Annotated in this window: 20 protein-coding genes and 1 tRNA gene; 5 read left to right on the top strand and 16 right to left on the bottom strand. The window is 67.8% G+C overall.

Features of this window, described 5'->3' with window-relative positions; genetic code table 11:
* Positions 1–162: 162 nt before the first annotated feature.
* A tRNA-Pro gene (locus ACQY7V_RS06805) sits at positions 163–236 on the bottom strand.
* Between the two features lie 122 nt (positions 237–358).
* On the opposite strand from ACQY7V_RS06805, the gene ACQY7V_RS06800 reads away from it, so the two are divergent.
* Together ACQY7V_RS06800 and ACQY7V_RS06795 are read left to right on the top strand one after the other, a co-directional pair.
* A complete protein-coding gene (locus ACQY7V_RS06800) occupies positions 359–2,206 on the top strand; it encodes a glycoside hydrolase family 2 protein (RefSeq protein WP_320836397.1) in 1,848 nt (615 codons plus the stop codon).
* A 56-nt stretch (positions 2,207–2,262) separates the two neighbouring features.
* Positions 2,263–3,438: an aminotransferase class I/II-fold pyridoxal phosphate-dependent enzyme gene (locus ACQY7V_RS06795; protein WP_154477595.1), complete on the top strand. Its 1,176-nt coding sequence runs from the start codon at positions 2,263–2,265 to the stop codon at positions 3,436–3,438.
* 122 nt (positions 3,439–3,560) lie between these two features.
* Here ACQY7V_RS06795 and cmk read toward each other — a convergent pair whose 3' ends face one another.
* From cmk to ACQY7V_RS06760, 7 genes are read right to left on the bottom strand one after another with little or no spacing between them, the layout of a single operon-like run.
* Positions 3,561–4,292, bottom strand: a complete 732-nt coding sequence (gene cmk, locus ACQY7V_RS06790) for a (d)CMP kinase (protein ID WP_235360922.1) — start codon at positions 4,290–4,292, stop codon at positions 3,561–3,563.
* Between the two features lie 35 nt (positions 4,293–4,327).
* Positions 4,328–5,467, bottom strand: a complete 1,140-nt coding sequence (locus ACQY7V_RS06785; protein WP_320836396.1) for a prephenate dehydrogenase — start codon at positions 5,465–5,467, stop codon at positions 4,328–4,330.
* Positions 5,464–6,213: a pseudouridine synthase gene (locus tag ACQY7V_RS06780; protein WP_235360924.1), complete on the bottom strand. Its 750-nt coding sequence runs from the start codon at positions 6,211–6,213 to the stop codon at positions 5,464–5,466. Before ACQY7V_RS06780 ends, ACQY7V_RS06785 begins: the two co-directional genes overlap by 4 nt.
* A complete protein-coding gene (gene scpB, locus ACQY7V_RS06775; RefSeq protein WP_154477591.1) occupies positions 6,210–6,782 on the bottom strand; it encodes an SMC-Scp complex subunit ScpB in 573 nt (190 codons plus the stop codon). Before scpB ends, ACQY7V_RS06780 begins: the two co-directional genes overlap by 4 nt.
* Positions 6,775–7,608 (bottom strand): segregation and condensation protein A, encoded by an 834-nt coding sequence (locus ACQY7V_RS06770; protein WP_277299160.1) that lies wholly within the window; start codon positions 7,606–7,608, stop codon positions 6,775–6,777. Before ACQY7V_RS06770 ends, scpB begins: the two co-directional genes overlap by 8 nt.
* Positions 7,592–8,455 carry a ParA family protein gene (locus ACQY7V_RS06765; protein WP_235360926.1) on the bottom strand — a complete coding sequence of 288 codons (864 nt, stop codon included), beginning with the start codon at positions 8,453–8,455 and terminating at the stop codon, positions 7,592–7,594. The genes ACQY7V_RS06770 and ACQY7V_RS06765 overlap by 17 nt, the downstream gene beginning before the upstream one ends.
* Positions 8,456–8,469: 14 nt before the next feature.
* Entirely contained in the window at positions 8,470–9,420 is a 951-nt protein-coding gene (locus ACQY7V_RS06760) for a site-specific tyrosine recombinase XerD (RefSeq protein WP_277299161.1), read from the bottom strand.
* 173 nt (positions 9,421–9,593) lie between these two features.
* On the opposite strand from ACQY7V_RS06760, the gene tkt reads away from it, so the two are divergent.
* The 3 genes from tkt (at position 9,594) to ACQY7V_RS06745 (ending at position 13,317) form a co-directional block, all read left to right on the top strand.
* The gene (tkt, locus tag ACQY7V_RS06755) at positions 9,594–11,672 is read left to right on the top strand and encodes a transketolase (RefSeq protein WP_428639478.1); all 2,079 of its coding nucleotides are present in this window, start codon (positions 9,594–9,596) and stop codon (positions 11,670–11,672) included.
* A gap of 204 nt (positions 11,673–11,876) precedes the next feature.
* Positions 11,877–12,509 carry a DUF6318 family protein gene (locus ACQY7V_RS06750; protein ID WP_428639476.1) on the top strand — a complete coding sequence of 211 codons (633 nt, stop codon included), beginning with the start codon at positions 11,877–11,879 and terminating at the stop codon, positions 12,507–12,509.
* Between the two features lie 85 nt (positions 12,510–12,594).
* Positions 12,595–13,317, top strand: coding sequence for a hypothetical protein (locus ACQY7V_RS06745; RefSeq protein ID WP_428639474.1), 723 nt, complete (start codon positions 12,595–12,597; stop codon positions 13,315–13,317).
* 496 nt (positions 13,318–13,813) lie between these two features.
* Here the strand turns inward: ACQY7V_RS06745 and secG are convergent, their stop codons facing one another.
* The 8 genes from secG to purT form a co-directional block, all read right to left on the bottom strand.
* Positions 13,814–14,059 carry a preprotein translocase subunit SecG gene (gene secG, locus ACQY7V_RS06740; protein WP_184452605.1) on the bottom strand — a complete coding sequence of 82 codons (246 nt, stop codon included), beginning with the start codon at positions 14,057–14,059 and terminating at the stop codon, positions 13,814–13,816.
* A 140-nt stretch (positions 14,060–14,199) separates the two neighbouring features.
* Positions 14,200–14,976, bottom strand: coding sequence for a triose-phosphate isomerase (gene tpiA, locus ACQY7V_RS06735; protein ID WP_184452607.1), 777 nt, complete (start codon positions 14,974–14,976; stop codon positions 14,200–14,202).
* 3 nt (positions 14,977–14,979) lie between these two features.
* A complete protein-coding gene (locus tag ACQY7V_RS06730) occupies positions 14,980–16,170 on the bottom strand; it encodes a phosphoglycerate kinase (protein ID WP_277299166.1) in 1,191 nt (396 codons plus the stop codon).
* Between the two features lie 118 nt (positions 16,171–16,288).
* The gene (gap, locus tag ACQY7V_RS06725) at positions 16,289–17,296 is read right to left on the bottom strand and encodes a type I glyceraldehyde-3-phosphate dehydrogenase (RefSeq protein WP_184452612.1); all 1,008 of its coding nucleotides are present in this window, start codon (positions 17,294–17,296) and stop codon (positions 16,289–16,291) included.
* A 197-nt stretch (positions 17,297–17,493) separates the two neighbouring features.
* Complete coding sequence (gene whiA / locus ACQY7V_RS06720) at positions 17,494–18,477, bottom strand: DNA-binding protein WhiA (protein WP_303774869.1); 984 nt, start codon at positions 18,475–18,477, stop codon at positions 17,494–17,496.
* 14 nt (positions 18,478–18,491) lie between these two features.
* Positions 18,492–19,496, bottom strand: coding sequence for a gluconeogenesis factor YvcK family protein (locus ACQY7V_RS06715; protein WP_428639489.1), 1,005 nt, complete (start codon positions 19,494–19,496; stop codon positions 18,492–18,494).
* Entirely contained in the window at positions 19,496–20,449 is a 954-nt protein-coding gene (gene rapZ, locus ACQY7V_RS06710; RefSeq protein ID WP_154477573.1) for an RNase adapter RapZ, read from the bottom strand. Before rapZ ends, ACQY7V_RS06715 begins: the two co-directional genes overlap by 1 nt.
* A complete protein-coding gene (purT, locus tag ACQY7V_RS06705; RefSeq protein ID WP_277299167.1) occupies positions 20,446–21,684 on the bottom strand; it encodes a formate-dependent phosphoribosylglycinamide formyltransferase in 1,239 nt (412 codons plus the stop codon). Before purT ends, rapZ begins: the two co-directional genes overlap by 4 nt.
* Positions 21,685–21,686 lie beyond the last annotated feature (2 nt).

Genomic DNA, 21,686 nt, shown 5'->3' with positions numbered 1-21,686 from the left:
AAAGGGGCAGCCGCGCGTTGACGGGTCCGGGCCCGAGTCCGTGCAGTGAGCGGAACGATCACGTGGGACATCACCGGAACGATCACCCGGGACACCAAACATCCCGAACATGAAAGAAGTCCCAGGACATTGCCGGAACAATGCCCTGGGACACCACACGAGTCGGGCTGGCGGGATTTGAACCCACGACCCCTTGACCCCCAGTCAAGTGCGCTACCAAACTGCGCCACAGCCCGTATTCAGTTCGTCGCTCACCGCGACCAGATGATGATAGCCCAGGCAGGGCGTGCAACGCCAATCGGCCGCACCGCGCCGTTTCGCTGATTCGCCGCAGTTCGGAGGCAATATGATCGAAGTCATGTCGACGACCTCGCGCCTCGTGACCCCGTGGGGCGAGGACCTGCCGGAAATCCCCCTTCCCGAATACCCCAGGCCGATGCTCCGCCGCGCTCAGTGGCGCTGTCTCAACGGGCCGTGGCGCTACGCCGTCACGCCCATGACCGACCTCGGATCATCGGGAACGGCCGAACCGCACGTCGAGGCGTGGGATGGCGACATCCTCGTCCCCTTCGCGATCGAGACCCCGGCCTCGGGGGTCGAGCGCGCACTGAACCCGGACGAGTTCCTCCACTACGAGCGCGAAGTCGAGATTCCCCGGGCGTGGCGGGGACGGAGGATCGCGATCAACTTCGAGGCAGTCGACTATCGCTGCGCGGTGTGGATCGACGGCGCGCTCGTCGGAACGCACCGAGGCGGATACCTGCCCTTTTCAGTGGAAGTGCCGGACTCCGGGCGTGAAACGATCCGCCTCCGAGTCGGAGTCGCGGACCCGAGCGATTCGGGACGCCAACAGCGCGGGAAGCAGGCGCTCGCACCTACGACGATCTGGTACCGGGCGACCTCGGGAATATGGCAGACCGTGTGGATGGAGCCCCTGCCCGACAACCCCCTCACAGGCGTGAGGGTCCGGACCCACGACGATCTCGAAACCGTCGAGCTCTTGGTGACGACACGATCCGAAGGGGTTCCCGTCAGGGGCGTCATCGAGGTCCCGGGAGGAGACGACCTCGCCTTCGAGTGCACCTCCGGCGCTCCTCGCACGATCCGCATCCCCGATGCGCATCCGTGGACCCCCGACGATCCCCACCTCTACCGCCTGCGCCTCGAAACCGAAGACGACGAGGCCGAATCCTGGTTCGGAATCCGCACCGTCAAGATCTCAGATCCCGCCCCGAAGGGCGCCCTCCCCAAGAAGAAGCGCAGGTCCGGGCAAGGGCGGTGCATCCTCCTCAACGGGAGGCCCTTCCTCCTCAACGCGCCCCTCGACCAGGGGTATTGGCCCGAATCCGGAATGACGGCGCCCTCCGAGGACGCGCTCGCCTTCGACCTGCGAACGATGAAGGAGATGGGGTTCAACGGCGTTCGCGTCCACATCAAGGTCGAGTCCCGCCGTTTCTACCACCTCGCCGACCGGCTCGGCCTCGTCCTCGTGCAGGACGCAGTCTCCGGGGGCAAAGCGCCGCTCAACATCAAGATGTCCGGAGTCATCCAGGCCCTCGACGTCTCGAGCCCGGATCGCTCGCGCCTCTTCGCCTGGCGCACGGGGCGCAACCGGATCGAGGACCGGCGCGAATTCCTCTCCGAGTGGGTGGCGACGATCCGTCATCTCGAAGCCCACCCGTCGATCCTCGTGTGGGTGCCTTTCAACGAAGGATGGGGGCAGTTCGATGCGCGCGCGGTCGATGCGCTCACCCGCGAGAGCGATCCGACCAGGCTCGTCGACGCGGCTTCCGGCTGGTTCGACCAGGGCGGCTCCTGCGGCGACTTCCGATCCCGTCACCGTTACGTCCTCAAACTCGTAGCGCCGACGCGCCGCGATCCCAGGCCCTACTACCTCTCCGAGTTCGGCGGGCTCAACCTCGCCGTCGAAGGCCATACCCGCGAGGGCCTTCTCCCCTTCGGCTACGGCTTCCACGACGACGCCGAATCCCTCGCACGGGCTCTGACGTCCCTCTATCGCGAGCAGCTCATCCCGCTGGTGCGCAAGGGGCTCACTGCGGCGACCTACACGCAGCTGTCCGACGTCGAGCAGGAGACGAACGGACTCATCACCTACGACCGCCGGATCGTGAAGATCGATTCCGCGCTCGTCGCGCGGCTCAATTCCGAACTCCGCACGGCGTTCGCGGACGCGAATCCGGCGTGAGCGGCCGTCGGCGAAGGGCCCAGGTCCCCGCCCGCGGGAGATGGGAGAATTCCCCCATGACGAATCTGTCCCAGCGGGCCCTCAACTTCCAGCCCTTCTACGCCATGGCCGTGGCCGCGCGGGCCGGCCGACTCGCCGAAGAAGGCGCCGATGTCATCCGCCTCTCCCTCGGCGAGCCCGACTCCGGGGCTCCGCCGAAGGTCCTCGAGGCGCTCGAGAGGATCGGCGCGGAACAACGGCCCCTCCCCTACACGGACGCCCTCGGCCTGCCCGCCCTCCGCGAGGCGATCGCGAAGCGGTACCGGGAGCTCCACGGTCTTGAGATCGCCCCCGAACGCGTGTGCGTGACCGCGGGCGCTTCCGCCGCCCTTCTCCTCATCTCGGCCGCCCTCGTCGATCCGGGAGACGAGGTCCTCCTCGGCGATCCCTCCTATCCGTGCAATCGTCAGTTCCTCGCGGCCTTCGGCGCCGATGTCCGTCTCATCCCCACGAGCCCCGCGAGCCGTTTCCAGCTCGATGCGGATCTCGTCGAGAGCAATTGGAGCGAGAAGACGCGCGGCGTCCTCCTCGCCTCGCCCTCGAACCCGACGGGCACCTCCGTTCCGCCTCAGGAACTCGGGAGGATCTGCGATTTCGCAGCGCGTCATGGCGGATGGCGCGTCATCGATGAGATCTACCTCGAGCTCGCCGACGACCTTCCGGGAGGGGGCCGCCCGGCGACGGCGCTCACCATCGATCCGGGAGCCGTCATCATCTCGAGCTTCTCGAAGTACTTCGGCATGACGGGGTGGCGCCTCGGTTGGACGATCGTCCCCGAGGACATGATCGAAGCCGTCGATCGTCTCTCGCAGAACCTCCTCATCTGCGCTCCGACGCCCGCCCAGATCGCCGCGCTCGAATGCTTCACGCCGGAGTCGCTCGCGTGGTGCGAGGAGCGCCGGGAGCTGTTCTCGCAGCGCCGACGCGCTGCGACATCGGCGCTTTCCGAGCTCGGCCTGACGGTGCCCGTCGCTCCGGACGGGGCCTTCTACGTGTACTTCGACGTTACGAGAACCGGCATGAGCGCCGACGAGTTCTGCACGCGGGCCCTCGAAGAATGCCACGTCGCCCTCACCCCGGGCCGTGACTTCGGGCCGCTCACGGCGGATACGCACGTGCGGCTGTCATGCTCGGCCTCGATCGAGGACATCGAGGAGGGCATCGCCCGCCTCGCCCCGCTCGTCGCGGGCTGAAGGGGCCGGCAGCGCCGCTCCGGCGGCACCGGTGAACGGAACGCGCGACGGCCCCGGAGCGCTCGGCAGTGCCCGCTCGGGAGTGCTCAGCACGCGGGGCCGTCGGCCTGCGAAGCGGGGCGTCAGCGCCCTGCGCGCGCCTCGAGGTCCTGATCGACGAGGGCGAGGACCGCCTGCGTCACCCCGTCGATCCCCAGGCCCGTCGAGTCGACGACGACGACCCCTTCGGCGGGCGTGAGGAATTGGGAGACGGTGGAGTCCGCTTCATCGCGCTTCGTGATCTGCTCGCGCACCGCTTCCATGAGCTCCGGCGTCGCCCGCCCGTGCAGCTCGATCGTGCGGCGGCGCAGGCGCTCCTCCTCGTCGGCGAGGAGCAGGACGCGGACATCGGCATCGGGGCACACGACCGTCGTGATGTCGCGCCCCTCGGCGATCATCCCCGAGCCGCGTTCGCGCGCCTCCATCATGCGGCGCCGCTGCTCGACGGCCATCCAGCGGCGAACGCTGAGATTCGTGGACACCTTCGGGATGGCCAGGGCGATGCGCGGTTCGCGGATCGCCCGCGTCACGTCGATCCCGTCCACGCGGTAAACAGGGGCGTCGGGGTCCGCGTGCATCTCAAGGGGCATCGCATCGGCGGCGGCGCGCACGGCCGCCTCATCGTCGAGGTCGATGCCCCTGTCCAGCGCGAACCACGTGAGGGCCCGGTACATCGCACCGGTGTCGAGGTAGCCGATCCCGAGCCTGCGGGCAAGCGCCTTGGAGATCGTCGACTTGCCCGAGCCCGCCGGCCCGTCGATCGCGATCGTCATGCCCGAACGGGCGATCCTGAGCCGTCTGAGTGCATCGTCCATGAGCTGAGCCTTCCTGGGAGTTCCTGCCCGGCGCTTCAGAGCGCGTGCGTGATGAGGCGCCATCCGCGCCTTTCGAGTTCGGTCTCGGCGGCCGCGATCCTCGACGGGTCGACGCAGAGCCTCGCCAGGCCGACGGCCTGGCCCGCCGAGTGCTCCAGCACCAGGTCTTCGATATTGACGTCGATCTCGCCCAATTCGGTGAACAGTCGCCCGAGCTCGCCCGGCTCGTCGGGAATGAGGACTTCGAGCTCCGCATAGCGCCTCGGCGCGCCTCCGTGCTTGCCCGGGATCCGAGCGACGCCGGCGTTGCCCGCCTGCATGACGCGATTGACGGCTCCCACGCTTCCGCCGCGCAGGGGGCCGCGTTCGGCCGCCGCGTGAAGGTGGACGAGAAGATCATCGAGGTCGTCCCGGACGTGCTCGAGCACCTCGACGACCGGACCGGCGTTGCCCGCGAGGATCGCCGTCCACAGACGGGGGTCGGAGGCGGCGATCCTGGTCGTGTCCCTCAGGCCCTGACCCGCGAGGCCGAGGCTTTCGCCGCGCGCCTCGACGAGGCGGGCCGCCAGCAGCGAGGAGAGCAGCTGCGGCACGTGGGAGACGAGGGCGACCGACTCGTCATGGGTCGCGGCATCCATCTCGATCGGCACCGAACCCACGTCCGTTGCGAGGGTGCGCGCGACGAGGACGGCTGCGGCATCGGTGTCCGGGTGGGCGACGACGACCCAGGGCCGTCCGTAGAAGAGATCGGCGTCGGCGCCGCCCGCACCGGACCTTTCACGACCCGCCATCGGATGGCTGCCGACGTAACGGCGCGCGAGGGCGGGGTCGTCCGCGGCGGCTGCGAGGACGCCCTCGACGACGGCCGACTTCACCGAGGCGACGTCTGTGACGACCGCGCCGGGGAATTCCTTCAGCGCCTCCACGACGCACAGGTCGGCGACGTCGGGCGGCGCCGCAACGACGACGAGACGGGGATCGGCGTTTACGGCCTCGGCGAAGGGCGTGCCCGCGCCGATGTCCTGGGCGAGCCGCAGCGCCGTCGGCGAGGTGTCCCGGAGCATGACCTCGACGCCCCCGGCCCGCAGTGCGAGGCCGAGGGATGCTCCGAGAAGGCCCGAGCCGATGATGAGCACGGGCCCCCGCGTGGCGAAGGGGCGTGAGGGGGCGCTCACAGGCCGACGGTCGAGTAGAGGGCCTTGAGGGCGTTCCCCTTGACGCGGCGGGAGGTGCCCTGCTGGAGGTTGCCGAGGCGGATCGGGCCGAAGGCCGTGCGGACGAGTTCGCGGACCGGGTAGCCGACCTCGGCCATCATGCGTCGGACCAGGCGATTACGGCCTTCGTGGACGACGATCTCGACCGTCGTGATCTCGCCGTAGGTGTCGACGACGCGGAAGGAGTCGACTTTGATCGGGCCGTCCTCCAGCTCGATGCCGTCCATCAGGCGCCGCTTCACATAGGGCTTGACTTCGCCGTGGAGTCGCGCGACGTAGGTCTTGGGCACTTCGTAGCTCGGGTGCGTGAGGCGGTTCGCCAGCTCTCCGTCATTGGTCAGCAGCAGCAGGCCGGAGGTGTCGATATCGAGTCGGCCCACGTGGTACAGCCGCTCCGGGTAGTCCACGATGAGGTCGGACAGGGTGGGCCGTCCCTCCGGGTCGCTCATCGTCGACACCGTGCCGACCGGCTTGTTCACGGCAAGGACGACGTGGCGCGTCTCATCGAAGAAGACGCGCTCGCCGTCGACGTGAACCGCCTGGGTCGTCGGGTCGATGCGAATGCCCTGCGAGCGCACCACCTGACCGTCGACTTGCACCCGGCCGTCCTCGATGAGCTGCTCGGCGGCGCGGCGCGACGCGACGCCGGCCTGCGACAGGGCCTTCTGCAGACGGATTCCGCCCTCGACGTAGGGATCGTTCCTCACAGCTGTTCCTCCAGTTCGTCCAGCTCCTCGCCGGTCGGTAAGTACGGCGCCAAGGGCGCCAGGTCGTCGAGGGACGCGAATCCCATCTTCTCGAGGAACTCGCGCGTGGTGCCGTACAGCCTGGCGCCCGAGTCGGATTCCCCGACCTCTTCGACAAGTCCCCTTGTCACTAGGGTACGCACCACGGCGTCCACGTTCACGCCTCGAATATGCGAGATGCGCGACCTTGAGATCGGTTGCCGGTAGGCGATGACGGCCAGGGTCTCGAGGGCGGCCTGCGACAGACGCGATTGAGCGGTGCCGACGATGAAGCGTCCGACGAGGCCTGCCCATTCTCGGGCGGAGTAGATCCGCCAACCGCCGGCGTTCTCGCGGAGTTCGAATCCGGCCCGGCGCCCTCCGCCCTCGCCCCGGTACAGGGCGGCGAGGGCGCGCAGCGCCGACTCGGCCTCCTCGACATCGATGCCGAGGGCGTCGGCGAGGTCGAAGGCCGCGACGGGCTCGCTCACGACCATGAGAATCGCCTCCAAGGGGGCGAAGAGTTCTGCGGATTCGTGCGGTTCAGCCATCAGCGCTCCCCTGTTGTCCCGGCTCTTCAGTGGCATCGATGTCGGAGAAGTCGACGTCTTGCGCGTTCCCGCCCGTCCATACGAGGACGAGCTCGCCCAGGGGCTCGTCCTGGGCGACGTCGAGGGCGCGCCTTCGATAGAGCTCGAGGACGGCGAGGAAGCGGGAGACGACGACGGGAGTGGTGGCGGCGTCCTCGATGAGCCCGCGGAAGGTCATCTTGCCGAGCCGGGCGAGTCTTTCGACGACGATTCTGGCCTGCTCGCGCACGGGCACGACGGGATCGTGGAGGTGGGCGGTGACCACGTGCGGCTCGGTCGAGCTGAAAGCCGCGGCGGCGGCCCGGACGAGGTCCAGCGGGCTCGCCGTCCATACGAGTTCGGGCAGCAGGGCGGCGAACTGCGGTTCCAGGGGCACGGCCCGTGGGATGAATCCCGCGTTCTCCTCGAGGGAGGCCGCGATCTGCGCCGATGCGCCCTTGAAGGCCCGGTATTGCAGGAGCCGGGTGAAGAGCAGATCGCGCGCCTCCAGGTCCTCGACCGCGAGTTCGCGATCGATCTGGGTACTGGGGAGCAGGCTCTGCGCCTTGAGGTCGAGCAGGGTCGCGGCGACGACGAGGAACTCCGTGGTCTTGGACAGATCCGGGAACATCCGCATATGCGCGATGAACTCATCGGTGACCTCAGCCAGGGCCACTTCGGTGATGTCGAGCCGCTTGCGCGTGATGAGCTGGAGGAGCAGATCGAAAGGGCCCTCGAAGACGTCGAGGGCGACGTGGAAGTCGTCGATCGCCCCTTGACGGGCCTCGGCCTCAGGCGGCGTCACCACGGGCGATGAGTTCCCTGGCGAGCCGGCGGTAGGCGCGGGCCCCGGCGTGGTTGGGCGCATAGGTCGTGATGGGCTCGCTCGCGACGCTCGCATCCGGGAATTTCACGGTCCGACCGATCCTCGTGGTGAAGACGAGATCCCCGAAGGCCTCATCCAGGCGGTCGAGCACCTCGCGGGAGTGCAGGGTGCGCGAATCGACCATGGTCGCGACGATGCCGTCGATCTTCAGGCGGGGGTTGATGCGATCGCGGACGGTCTCGATCGTCTCGACGAGCAGCGCCACGCCGCGCAGGGCGAAGAACTCCGCTTCAACGGGCACGATCACGCCGTGGGCGGCCGTGAGGGCGTTGACCGCGAGGAGGCCGAGGGAGGGCTGGCAGTCGATGAGGATCACGTCGTACTGGTCCTCGAGATGGCGGAGCACCCTGGCGAGCGCGGACTCTCGTGCGACTTCGTTCACCAGTTGCACTTCCGCGGCGGACAGATCGATGTTCGCCGGGATGATGTCGAGCCCCTCGACGCTCGTGCGGCACACCGTCGCTTGGACATCGGCCTTCGAGTTCATGAGGAGGGTGTAGATCGTGTCCTCCATCTCCAGGGTGTTGATCCCCAGACCGACCGAGGCCGCGCCCTGCGGATCGAAGTCGACGATGAGGACGCGTCTGCCGTACTCGGCGAGGGCCGAACCCAGATTGATGGTGGTGGTCGTCTTCCCGACGCCGCCCTTCTGGTTGCACATCGCGATGATCCGAGCCGGCCCGTGCCCGGCGAGGGGCGCTGGGATCGGGAAGTCATCGGGGTTCTGACCGATCTCACCGGGCAATGCGAGCTGCACGTCGTTCGTCACATTGCGATTCTAGGTCATTGAGGATGCGTTTCACCCGTCGCGAGCGCTCTGGGATGGCTCGAGCGGTAGACCTCGAGGAGCATCGTCGGAGTCACCTTCGTGTAGATCTGGGTGGTTTGGACCGAAGCGTGGCCCAGGAGCTCTTGGACATCGCGGATCGAGGCGCCGCCTTCGAGGAGATGCGTTGCGAAGGAATGACGGAGCGTATGGGGCGACACGCGCCCGTGGAGGCCGGCGGCGTCGGCCGCCTTCTGAATGATCTCCCATGCGCTTTGGCGCGAGAGGGGGGCGCCGCGGGAATTGAGGAAGACGCTGGGCGTGCCCCGTCCCTTGCTCGCCAGGGAGGGCCGGGCCCGGACGAGGTAGGCGGCGAGGGCGTCCTGGGCCATCGATCCCAGCGGGACGAAGCGCTCCTTGCGTCCCTTCCCGTAGAGGCGCACGACGGGGGTTTCGTCATCGAGGTCGAGGTCGTCGATCGTGAGCCCGAGGGCCTCGGATACCCGGGCGCCCGTCGCGTAGAGCACTTCGAGCAGGGCCGCGTCCCTGAGGGCGCACGCGTCGTCGCCGAGTCGGGCGGCCTTGAGGAGGGCGTCTACCTGATCGATGGAGAGCGCCTTGGGCAGTCTCATCCCCTGCTTGGGAACGTGAAGGCCCGCCGCCGGATCGTGCGCAGCGACGCCCTCGGTGATGAGGAACTTGTGGAATCCGCGGATCGCGGCCGATGCCCTGGCGACGGTGGAGGGGGCTGCGGGCCTGCCGGTGAGGACTCCGGAGGCGAAGTCGGCGAGGTGGCGTTCGACGTCCTGGGGGCCGACTGCGGCGGGCGTCCTGATTCCGCGTTTCTCGAGGTCGGCGCGATAGCGGTCGAGGTCGCGGCGGTAGTTCGAGAGGGTGTGGGGCGAAGCGCCCTTCTCGATCCGCAAGTGGCTGAGCCACTCGCGTTGCAGCTCCTCGAACTCGTTCACACGACGACGATACCGCGGAGGCCGAAGGGCACGGGTGCGCGGCGGTGCGTGGGCGTACGATCACACTGAGGTAGCGCTGGATCTGCCCGCTCCATTTTCGCTTTTCTTTCGCTACACTTTCATAAGAAAACACCCTGCTCCGAAGAAGGGGCCCGATCCGGCTGGAGGCCGATGTGACACTCAAGTGGGACGAACTCGACGACCGCGCGGTGAAGACCGCGAAGATCCTCGCGGCGGACGCCGTCGAGAAGGTCGGCTCCGGACACCCCGGCACCGCGATCTCCATCGCGCCCGCCGCCTACCTCCTCTTCCAGAAGCACCTGCGCATCGATCCGAAGGATCCGAAGTGGCTGGGCCGTGACCGCTTCATCATGTCGGCGGGGCACTCCTCCCTCACCCAGTACTGCCAGATGTACCTCGCGGGCCAGACCCTCGAGCTCGACGACCTCAAGGCCCTGCGCACGCGCGGCTCCCTCACCCCGGCCCACCCCGAGTACGGGCACACCGCGGGCGTCGAGATCACCACCGGTCCGCTCGGCACGGGCATCGCCTCCGCCGTCGGCTTCGCCATGTCGGCGCGCCGCTCCCACGGCCTCTTCGATCCCGAGACCCCGATGGGCCAGTCCCCCTTCGACCACTACGTCTACGTCATCGCCGGTGACGGCTGCCTCCAGGAGGGCGTGGCCTCGGAAGCCTCGTCCCTGGCGGGGACCCAGAAGCTCGGCAACCTCATCCTCCTGTGGGACGACAACCACATCTCTATCGAGGACGACACGAACATCGCCTTCACCGAGGACGTCCTCAAGCGCTACGAGGCCTACGGGTGGCACACCCAGCGGGTCGACTGGCTCTCCGAGGACGGCTCCTACTGCGAGGACGTCACCGCCCTCGACGCCGCCATCGAAGCCGCGAAGGCCGAGACCGACAAGCCCTCGATCATCGCCCTGCGCACGATCATCGGCTGGCCCACCCCCGGCAAGCAGAACACCGGCGGCATCCACGGATCCAAGCTCGGTGACGAGGCCCTGCGCGGACTCAAGGAGGCCCTGGGCGCCGATCCCGATGCGATGTTCGGCGTCGACGAGGAAGCGGTCGCGCACGCCCGCGCGAACGTCGCCGCGCGCACCGAACAGGCCCGCACCGAATGGGACGCCCGTTTCGCCCAGTGGAAGGCCGCCAACCCCGAGCGGGCCGAACTCCTCGACCGCGTCCTCGACAAGAAGCTCCCCGAGGGCTGGGAGACCGCGCTCCCCAGCTTCGAGGCGGGCAAGGCCGTCGCCACGCGCTCGGCATCGGGCAAGGTCATCGCCTCCCTCGCCGATGCGCTCCCGGAGGTCTGGGGCGGTTCCGCCGACCTGGCCGGATCGAACAACACGATCATGCCCGGACAGCCCTCCTTCATCCCCGCCGAGTACTCGACCGGTGCCTTCCAGGGCGACGCCTTCGGCCGCAACCTCCACTTCGGCATCCGCGAGTTCGCGATGGGCGCCATCATGAACGGCATGGCGGCCGACGGCCTCACCCGCCCCTACGGCGGCACCTTCTTCGTGTTCTCCGACTTCATGCGCGGAGCGGTCCGCCTGGCCGCGCTCATGGATCTTCCCGTCACCTACGTGTGGACCCACGACTCGATCGGCGTGGGCGAGGACGGTCCGACGCACCAGCCGGTCGAGCACCTCGCCGCCTACCGCGCCATCCCGAACCTCGCGATCGTGCGACCGGCCGATGCCAATGAGACCGTCGTCGCCTGGAAGACGGTCCTCGAGAAGGCCCACCCGGCCGCGCTCATCCTCTCGCGCCAGAACCTGCCGGTTCCCGAGCGCGGCGAAGGCGCCCTCGCCTCCGCCGAGGGACTCGCGAAGGGCGCCTACGTCCTCGCCGATGCCGAGGGCGAGCCGGACGTCATCCTCATGGGATCCGGCTCCGAGGTCCAGTACGCGCTCGAGGCCAAGGACCTCCTCGCGGCCGAGGGCGTGAAGGCCCGGGTCGTCTCCGTGCCCTGCATGGAGTGGTTCGACGAGCAGTCCGCGGAGTACAAGGAGTCCGTCCTGCCCGCGGCCGTCAAGGCCCGCGTCTCGGTCGAGGCCGGTATCGCGATGCCGTGGCGTGCCCTCGTCGGCGATGCCGGCCGTTCGGTGTCCCTCGAGCACTTCGGCGAGTCCGCATCCGGCGATCTCCTCTTCGCCGACTACGGCTTCACCGCCGAGAACGTCGTCGCAGCGGCCAAGGAGTCCCTCGCCGCGGCGAAGTGAGGTCCGGCTGCTCGAGCCGTCTTTGCGGCCCCGTCCTCGATTCACGAGGGCGGGGCCGACCCCCATCCCCGCCGGGCGCGCGCCTCCTCCCCCCGCTGATCCCCCGGCCTCGTCTGTCCTCATCCGGCCTCGAGTGCCGCCCGTTCTTTCCACAGGCGCGTCGATCCCTCCCCTCGGGGCGGCGGAGTCGATTACCTTGTGTGCATGACGCTCAATGCCGCGCGCCGTTTCGCGATCATCGTTTCTGCATGCATGCTCACCCTTGGCGCTTCAGCGTGTTCGACGGGATCGGGTGATTCCGAGCAGTCGCGATCATCCGCTCCCCCGAGCACCGAGGTGCGCATGTCCGGCGGGTACGTCATGAACGAGGACGGGACCCTGCAAAAGCCCGAGGTCGACGTGCCCGCGCCCGTGCTCGATCCGGCGGCCCTGGAGTACTCCCCCGAGGGGGCCGAACTCGCGGCCCGTCACTTCCTTGCCCTCACCGAATACGCCTGGGCGACGGGGGACACAAACACGCTCAAAAAAATGAGCGACGAGTCTTGCGGATACTGCACTTCAACCCTTGGACGAGTCATCTCAACCTACAACTCTGGTGGGTGGGTCAGTGGGCTTCACTACACAGTCTTGGAAACGTTACGTGCCGAAGAAGTCGGCGCATCGCATCCGAGCACTTTCGGGGTGCAATTGCTTGTTGATACGAGCTCATCAATCGGTTACGAGCCGCCACAAATTGTTGAATATGAGAATTCAACCAGCAATCTCAGTTTATTTTTACGGTGGTCAGAAAACGAGTGGCATGTGTCTGGAGGATCGGTAAGTGATGAAATCTCTTAGACTTTTCACTAAATACACAATCGGTCTATCGCTTACGCTTGCCTTAGTGAGCATAAATAGTCCATGTCTCGCAACCGATCCCAAATTGGATTCATCCACCAATGACGACAGTGTTTTCATCTGGTCGAGTCAAAAAGGAAAGATCGGCTCTAACTCCGTCTCCTGGATCATTGGCGATACGACTCCCCCGCCACCCAAGACCGGCCTCGCGCGCTGCTGGGAGGTGGCCAATGCCCTGGGCGATCCCATGGTCGCCGAATGCGAGTCCTATTTCTGGATCGAGGGCCCGGATGGACCGCAGCCGCTCGAGCACGGTTCCCCCGGTAGGCCCGAGCCCGGTGTCAACATCCCCGTGCCGAGCCCGCGCGAACTCATCGAATACGCGACGGCGGCGGTACGCGCACAGGGCTCGGGATTGACCGTTCAGCCCAAGAGCGACGTCCTCGCCGCCATTCCCACGATCGTCTACGCGCAGGCCGCATCCCAGGTCCTCGAAACGCAGATCTTCGGAAGGCCCATCTCAGTGAGCCTGCGGGCGACGAGCTTCAGATACGACTTCGGAGACGGGAGCGCTCCCCTCATCACGAGCGATCCAGGACGGCCCTTCCCCGACCATCGCCTGAGCCACACCTATGAGAGGCCGCAGGATCAGGTCGTCATCACCTTGACGACCACGTGGAGCGGAACGATCACAAGCCCCTTCACGGGTGAGACGGCGACGATCAGTGGAGTGGTCACCACCGTGGAGTCCAGCGACCCCTTCAATGTGAGGGAAGCGAGCATCGCCCTCGTCGATGAGGACTACTGATCCGCTTCCCGACGACGCGCGAAGATCAACATGAGGGCGTAAGGCGTGCGGTGCACACGCGATCGAGGCAGGCCTCAACGGATTGAGCAAGCCCGCACACAAGACGGAAGCTGCGGGGTTGAGCTCTTAAATGCGGGGCTGGACCCTTGAATGCGGGCTTGGCGGACCATTTTGAAGGGCTAACCCCGCACGCAAGATCAGGACTGCGGGGCTGGACCCTTGAATGCGGGGTTGGCGGCTGGTTTTGAAGGGCTAACCCCGCATCCAAGATCAAGACTGCGGGATTGGTCCTTTAGATGCGGCCTCGGTGACCGTGTCTTCAGAACGGACCCCGGGGGCAAGCGCTGAGCAGCCGCCCGGACCCTGCGCGAGGCGAAGCATCCCCGTCAGCATGCAGATCTCGCGGACGACCCCGGAAAACGGCGAGCCCGGCCGGAGCGCTTGTCCGAACGGGCTCACAGGGCTGCCAAACACCCTGTTCAGGGATGGCGAGTCTTCAGAAGACCCACTTCTGCATGAGGCCGAAGCCGATGATCGACACGACCCACACGATGAGGATCCCGAGGGTGATGCGGTTGAGATTGCGCTCGGCGACACCGGAGGAACCCGCAGTCGACGAAAGGCCGCCGCCGAACATGTCGGAAACGCCGCCGCCCTTGCCCTTGTGCATGAGCACAGTGAGGGTCAGGAGGATGCTCGTGAGAACGATGAGGACGAGCAGGGCGATCTTGAGTGCGGTCACTTGGCTTCCGATTCTTCTGTGTCGGCGTCGGCTCGGGGCCGTTGCCACGACGGGCTGACGGGTGAAAGTCTACTTCCCGAAAGGGCGTTGGGGCCAACCGGCGCACCGGCTGGCCCCAACGATGTGAAAGATCCCGAGGATCAGGCGTAGAAGCGCGCCATCTCGGCGAAGGAGTCGGCCTTCAGCGAAGCGCCGCCGATGAGGGCGCCGTCGATGTCGGGCTGGGCCATGAGCTCCTTGATGTTGCCGGGCTTGGCGGAGCCGCCGTAGAGGACGCGGGTGGCCTCAGCGGTCTCGGCCCCGAAGTCCTCGGCGAGAGCGGCGCGGATCGCACCGCACACTTCCTGCGCGTCGTCGGCGGTCGCGGTCTCACCGGTGCCGATGGCCCAGATGGGCTCGTAGGCGATGACGATCTTCGCGACGTCCTCGGCCGACCAGCCGGCGAGGGCGGCGCGGATCTGACCGAGCACGAACTCGACGTGCGTGCCGGCCTTGCGAACCTCGAGGGCCTCGCCGCAGCACAGGATCGGCGTCATACCGGCGTCGAGGACCTTGCGGGCCTTGGCGCCGACGAGTTCATCGGACTCGTTGTGGTACTCGCGGCGCTCCGAGTGGCCCATGACCACGTAGGTGCAGCCGAGCTTGTCGAGCATCGAGGTCGAGATCTCGCCCGTGTAGGCGCCGTTGTCGTGGATCGACACGTCCTGGGCGCCGTACTTGATGCCAAGCTCATCGGCGTCGACGATCGTCTGCACGGTGCGGATGTCGGTGAAGGGCGGGATCACGAGAACCTCGCAGCGCGAGTAGTCGTGGTTGTGATCCTTGAGCTCCATCGCGAGGCCCTGAACGAGGTGATTCGCCTCGAGATGATCGAGGTTCATCTTCCAGTTGCCGGCCATGAGGGGGGTGCGTGCCATGGTTCAGTCCTCCAGAACTGCGATACCGGGAAGCGTCTTGCCCTCGAGGAGTTCGAGGGAGGCGCCGCCGCCGGTGGAGATGTGGGAGAAGGTCTCTTCGTCGAAGCCGAGGAGACGGACGGCAGCGGCTGAATCGCCGCCGCCGATGACGGAGAACATGTCTCCTTCGGAAAGAGCGCGGGCGACGGCCTTCGTGCCCTCGGCGAAGGCCGGGAACTCGAAGACGCCCATCGGGCCGTTCCAGGCGACCGTCTTCGCCGAGGTGATCTTCTCGGCGAAGAGCGCGCGCGACTCGGGGCCGATGTCGAGGCCCATCTGGTCGGCGGGGATCGCATCGGCGGCGACCACCGTCGCCGGGGCGTCGGCCGCGAATTCGGGGGCGACGACGACGTCAACAGGAAGGACGAGGTCGACACCGTGTTCGGCGGCCTCGGCGATGTAGCCCTTGACCGTCTCAATCTGATCCTCTTCGAGGAGGGACTTGCCGACCGAGTAGCCCTTGGCCGCGAGGAAGGTGAAGGCCATACCGCCGCCGATGAAGAGGCGGTCGGCCTTCTTCAGGAGGTTGGCGATGACGCCGAGCTTGTCGGAGACCTTCGAGCCGCCGAGGACGACGCCGTAGGGGCGCTCGGGGTTGTCGGTCGCCTTGCGCAGGGACTCGATCTCCTTGAAGACGAGGAGGCCCGCGGCCGAAGGGACGAGCTTGGCGATGTCGTAGACGGACGCCTGCTTGCGGTGGACGACGCCGAAGCCGTCGGAGACGAAGGCGTCGCCGAGCTCGGCGTACGCCGCCGCGAGTTCGGCGCGCTCCTCGTCGACCTTGGAGGTCTCGCGGGCGTCGTAGCGCACGTTCTCGAGAAGGGCGATCTCCCCATCGCCGAGTCCGGCGACGACGGCCTTGGCGGATTCGCCGACGACATCGCCGGCGAGGGTCACGGGGGCGTCGATGAGCTCGCCGAGGCGGGCCGCGACGGGGGCCAGGGAGAACGCCGGATCGACCTGGCCCTTGGGGCGGCCGAGGTGGGCCATGATGACGACCTTCGCACCGGCCTCGACGAGGCGCGTGAGGGTCGGAAGGGCGGCGCGGATACGGCCGTCGTCGGTGATCGCACCGTCCTTGAGCGGAACGTTGAAGTCCGAACGGACGAGGACGCGCTTGCCGCGCAGGTCCCCGAGGGATTCGATGGTCCTCATAGAACCAGCCTTTCGTCAGGGGCGGATGATCCACCCGTATGTCTGGAGAACACGGGCGCCTGCCCGCCCAAGGGGCGGACGGGCGCCGGTGTCAGCCGATCACAGCGTCGGTTTCAGCTCAGGCGAGCTTCGAGCCGACGAGAGCGGTGAGCTGGACGAGACGGTTGGAGTAGCCCCACTCGTTGTCGTACCAGGACAGGACCTTGACGAGATCGCCGATGACCTTGGTCTCGGAGGCGTCGAAGATCGAGGAGTGCGGATCGCCGACGATGTCGGTGGAGACGATCGGATCCTCGGTGTAGGCCAGGATGCCCTTGAGCTCGCCCTCGGCGGCGGCCTTCACGGCAGCGTTGATGGCCTCGACCGAGACCTCCTTCTCAGCCTGGAAGGTGAGGTCGGTAAGGGAGCCGGTCGGGGTGGGGACGCGGACGGCGAGTCCGTCGAACTTGCCCTTGAGCTCGGGGAGGACGAGGGCGACGGCCTGAGCGGCGCCGGTCTTCGTCGGGATCATGTTGAGGGCGGCGGCGCGGGCGCGGCGGAGGTCGCCGTGCGGGGCGTCGAGGACGCGCTGGTCGCCGGTGTAGGAGTGGATCGTCGTCATGATGCCGCGGACGATGCCGAAGTTCTCGTGGAGGACCTTGGCGAGCGGGGCGAGGCAGTTGGTCGTGCAGGACGCGTTCGAGACGATGTTCATCGAAGCGCCGTCGTAGTCGGCCTCGTTCACGCCCATGACGAAGGTGCCGTCGACGTTCTTCGCCGGGGCGGAGATGACGACCTTCTTGGCGCCGGCCTCGATGTGGGCCTTGGCCTTCTCACCGTCGGTGAAGAAGCCGGTGGACTCGACGACGACCTCGACGCCGAGCTCGCCCCAGGGGAGGTCGGCGGGGTTGCGCTGGGCGAGGACCTTGATGGCCTTGCCGTTGACGATGATCGAGGATTCGTCGTAGGAGACCTCGCCGGAGAAACGACCGAGGATCGAGTCGTACTTGAGGAGGTGAGCGAGGGTCTTGGTGTCGGTGAGGTCGTTGACGGCGACGATCTCGATATCCGCGCCCTGCTCGAGGGCGGCGCGGAAGAAGTTGCGGCCGATGCGGCCGAAGCCGTTGATGCCAACGCGGGTGGTCACTATTGTCCTCCTGCTCGTGCCCTGCGCGGGCACGTTCTTTCGATGCAACCGGCTTCGCGGGATGCGAAGGCGGCCCGCAGATCTCTGCGGTTCCAGCACCCCTTAATCTACACCCGGCACCATCTGCGGGCATCATGGCGCTCCACCTTCGGCAGTGGCGCCCGTTACTTCCGGGAGGTCGCCCTGGACTTTGGTCCTCAGTCGTCCTCGAGCATCTCGAGAGTGAGGGCGGCTTCGGTATCGGGGATGCCCCGCTCCCTCGCGGCCTTGTCCGCCATGGCCAGGAGCCTGCGGATCCGTCCGGCGACGGCGTCCTTCGTCAGCGGCGGGTCCGTGTGCCTGCCGAGCTCCTCGAGCGAGGCCTGCTTGAACTGCAGGCGCAGGCGCCCCGCCTCCTCCAGGTGCGCCGGCACCTCGTCGCCGAGGATCTCGAAGGCCCGCGCGACTCGTGCTCCGGCGGCCACTGCGGCGCGGGCGGAACGGCGCAGATTCGCGTCGTCGAAGTTCGCGAGGCGGTTCGCGCTCCCCCGGGCTTCGCGCCGCTCGCGACGGTCCTGCCACACCTTGTGGGTCTCCTCGGCGCCCATCGCGCGGATGAGGGCGCCGATCGCCTCGGAATCCCTCACGGAAACGCGGTCGGCGCCGCGCACCTCCTTCGAACGTGCAGCGGCTCCGAGCTTGCGCGCACATCCGACCATCGCGAGGGCGACTTCCGGGCCGGGGCAGGTGACCTCGAGGGAGCTCGAACGCCCCGGCTCCATGAGCGATCCCCGAGCGAGGAACGCCCCCCGCCAGATCGCCGCCGCCTCCTCCGGACCCGATGCGACGAGAACCGCCGGCAGGCCGCGCACGGGCCTGCGCAGCGCATCGACGAGGCCCGTCAGCCTGGCCAGGTCATCGGCCTTGCGCACCACCCGCACGACGTAGCGCTTGCCCCTGCGCAGGGTGCCCCCCGAGACGACGACGACCGAGGACTCCGCGTTGTACAAGGCGTGGAGGAAGCCCCTCAGGCGCCGCGCAGCAGCCGGCGAATCGAGTTCGGCCTCGATGAGGATCCTGCCGGAGACGAGGTGCAGGCCGCCCGCGAACCTGAGCGTGGCGGCGACCTCCGCGGCCATCGCCTGGACGCTCGCCGGCGTGATGCGCGCGAGCTCTTCTTTCAAGTCGGTGGTGAGTGACACGGTTCTCCTCGGATTCAGGGCAGCCAGGTCTCGGTGCGGCCGACTTCGCCGAGGAAGCCGTCGAAGGCGTCGCGCAGGGCGGCGGCGAGTCTCAGGGGATCGTGATGGGGCTGGCCGTCGCCCGTCCGGACTTGCCGGAGAAGGACTCGGGCGCCGAGCTCCTCGCTCGCGACGATGAGGTCGTCGATGTCGTCGGTCGCGGTCGGATCGGCGATCACCACGTCCAGCTTGAAGTCGGGCGCGTAGCGGGAGATCGCGCGAACGTGGTCGGCGGTGGAGAGCCGATCGGTCTCGCCCCGCTGACGCGAGAGATTGAGGATGAGCGCCCGGTGCGCATCGGTGGTGACGAGGGCGCGATGGATCGAGGGGACGAGGAGGTGGGGAATCACCGAGGTGTACCAGGAGCCGGGGCCGAGGACGACCCACGAGGCCTCGGAGATCGCCTCGACCACCTGCTCGGGGACTTCGGGATCCTCCGGTGTGATCCGGACGCCTTCGACCGTTCCCGGGGCGATCGCCACCTTCGATTGGCCCGAGACCGTGTAGCGCCGACCGTCGTCGTCCATGTCCGCCTCGATGTCGAGGGGCCGGGTCGACATGGGGAGCACGCGGCCGCTCGCCCCGAGCAGGCGGGCGACCCACTGGAGGCCCTCGACGGGATCGTCCAGGAGCTGCCAGAGTCCGGAGATCAGCAGGTTGCCGAGGGCGTGACCGTCGAGCGGACCCGAGGTGCGCAGCCGGGTCTGAAGAACATCGCGCCAGGTCAAACCCCACTCGGACTCTTCGCAGAGGCTCGCCAGCGCCATCCGGAGGTCGCCCGGGGGCAGGATCGGCATCTCCTTGCGCAGACGGCCCGAGGATCCGCCGTCATCGGCGACCGTGACCACGGCCGTGAGGGAGCGAGTGATGTGCCGGAGCGCGCGCAGTGTCGCCGAAAGGCCGTGCCCCCCGCCGAGCGCCACGACCGGATCGCCGGCCTCGCCCCTGAGGGCCCAGCCTGCGGCATCGAGGTAGGTCATCATTCTCTCCCGAGATCGCGATGGTGAACCCGGACAGAATAGCCGTTCGCCTTGAGTGCGTCCGCGATGAGTTCGGCGCAGGCGACGCTCCGGTGCTGGCCGCCCGTGCATCCCACGGCGATCGTCGCGAAGGGCTTGAGCTCGACGAGATAGCCCTTGAGCATCGGCGAGAGGAGGTCCGCGTAGCCGACGACGAAGTCCCTGGCCCCGGGCTGATCGAGGACGTAGTCGGCCACCGCCCGATCGCGTCCGGTGAGATGCCGGAGCTCATCGACCCAATACGGGTTCTTGAGGAAACGGACGTCGAGCACGTGGTCGGCGTCGATCGGAATGCCCCGTTTGAAGCCGAAGGATTCGACGGTGATCTGCAGGGGCCGCGCCGCTTCGTTCGCGACCACGTCGCGGACGTGACGCGCGAGGTCGTGGACGTTCATCGAGGTGGTGTCGATGATCTCATCGGAGATCCTCCTCACCGGCGCGAGCAGGCGCTCCTCGGCGCCGATCCCGTCGAGGAGCGTCCCGCCCCCTTGGAGCGGGTGTGGGCGCCTGTTCGCCTCATAGCGTTTGACGAGGGCCTCGACGCTCGCCTCGAGGAAGACGATGCGATAGCTCGTCCCCGTGGACTTCAACTGCTCGAGGGCCTTGACGAAGTCGGGGAAGAAGGTGCGAGAACGCACGTCGACGACGACGGCGAGACGGTGCACGCCTCCCCCGTCCGGCGACATCATGCCGACGAGGGCGGGGATCATCATCGGCGGGAGGTTGTCGACGACGTACCAGTCGAGGTCCTCGAGAGCGCGGGCCGCCCCGGTGCGACCGGCGCCGGAGTAGCCGGTGATGATGAAGACCTCGTTGGACATGGGCGCCGAGGGCGGGGCGATTCCGTCGAGAAGGGGGATCCCCGCCGGAACCGTGGGCGGGTTCTCGTCCTCGAAGGGCTGACTGGTCCTCATCGCGATCCTCCTTCGGTCATTGCGCCCGCTTCGACGACCTCGACGGCCTCCGCCCCGGCCCGGGCGCGCTCCCTGGCGTGAGCGGCGGTGCCCGCCTTCGCGAGGGCGACCCCGAGCCTGCGCCCCGCCCGGGAGACGGGCTTGCCGAAGATCCGCAGCTCATCCGCGTAGGAGAGCGCCCGGTCGATCCCCCGGTACACGGGATCCGCCACCGCCCTCGTCGATGTGATGACGGCGGAGGCGCCCGGAGTCGTCGCGGCCGGATCCACTGGAAGGCCGAGGATCGCCCGGGCGTGCAGGTCGAACTCGGATTGGCCCTGGGTGATCATCGTCGTCATGCCCGTGTCGTGCGGGCGCGGGGACAGCTCCGAGAACCATGCCTGATCGCCGGTGATGAAGAACTCCACGCCGAAGAGCCCGAGTCCGGGGCCGGGCCCCGATGCCGTGAGCGCCGTGGTGACCGTGCGGGCCATCTCCTGGCACTGGGCGAGGGCGGCGGGCGAGATCTCGGCCGGCTGCCAGGACTCCACGTAGTCGCCGTCGACCTGACGGTGCCCGATGGGCGCGGCGAAGGAGGTGACGACCTCACCGCTCGCCGGATCGAGGGAGCGCACCGTGAGCAGCGTGATCTCGGAGTCGAAACGGACTTCCTCCTCGACGATGACCCGGCCGGTGGTCGAGCGAGCGCCCTCGAGGGCCGCCCTCCAGGCCGCGTCCGCCTCCTCGATCGAGGTGATGCGGGACTGGCCGTGGCCGGAGGAGGACATCGTCGGCTTGACGAAAGCGGGCAGCCCCGTGATCTCGAGGGCTTCGCGGATCTCCTGCGCGCTGGAGGCGAAGGCGAACGCCGAGGTCCGCACGCCTTCGAGCCCGGCGGCGAGTGCGCGGATCCTCTGACGGTCCATGGTCGCGAGCACGGCATTGGCGGTCGGCACGACCCGCAGACCGGTGCGAGCCTCCATCTCGACGAGCACCCGGGTGGCGATCGCCTCGACCTCGGGCACGACGAGATCAGGGGCGACCCGCTCTACGAGGGCGCGCAGGGCGTCGGGATCGGTCATATCGATGACCGCACGCGAATCGGCGACCTGCATCGCGGGGGCGTCCGGGTAGGAGTCGACGGCGATCACTTCGCGTCCGAGCCTCTTGAGGCTGATCGTCACCTCCTTGCCGAGCTCGCCCGAGCCGAGGAGCAGGATTCGGCGAGGGGTGGATGCGGGTCTCGATGTTGTCATCG

The organism is Schaalia sp. (assembly GCF_050312375.1).
GTDB classification, from domain to species: domain Bacteria; phylum Actinomycetota; class Actinomycetes; order Actinomycetales; family Actinomycetaceae; genus Pauljensenia; species Pauljensenia hyovaginalis.
The sequence above is the reverse complement of the archived record's forward strand: the minus strand, read 5'-3'. Positions and strand labels throughout refer to the sequence as shown.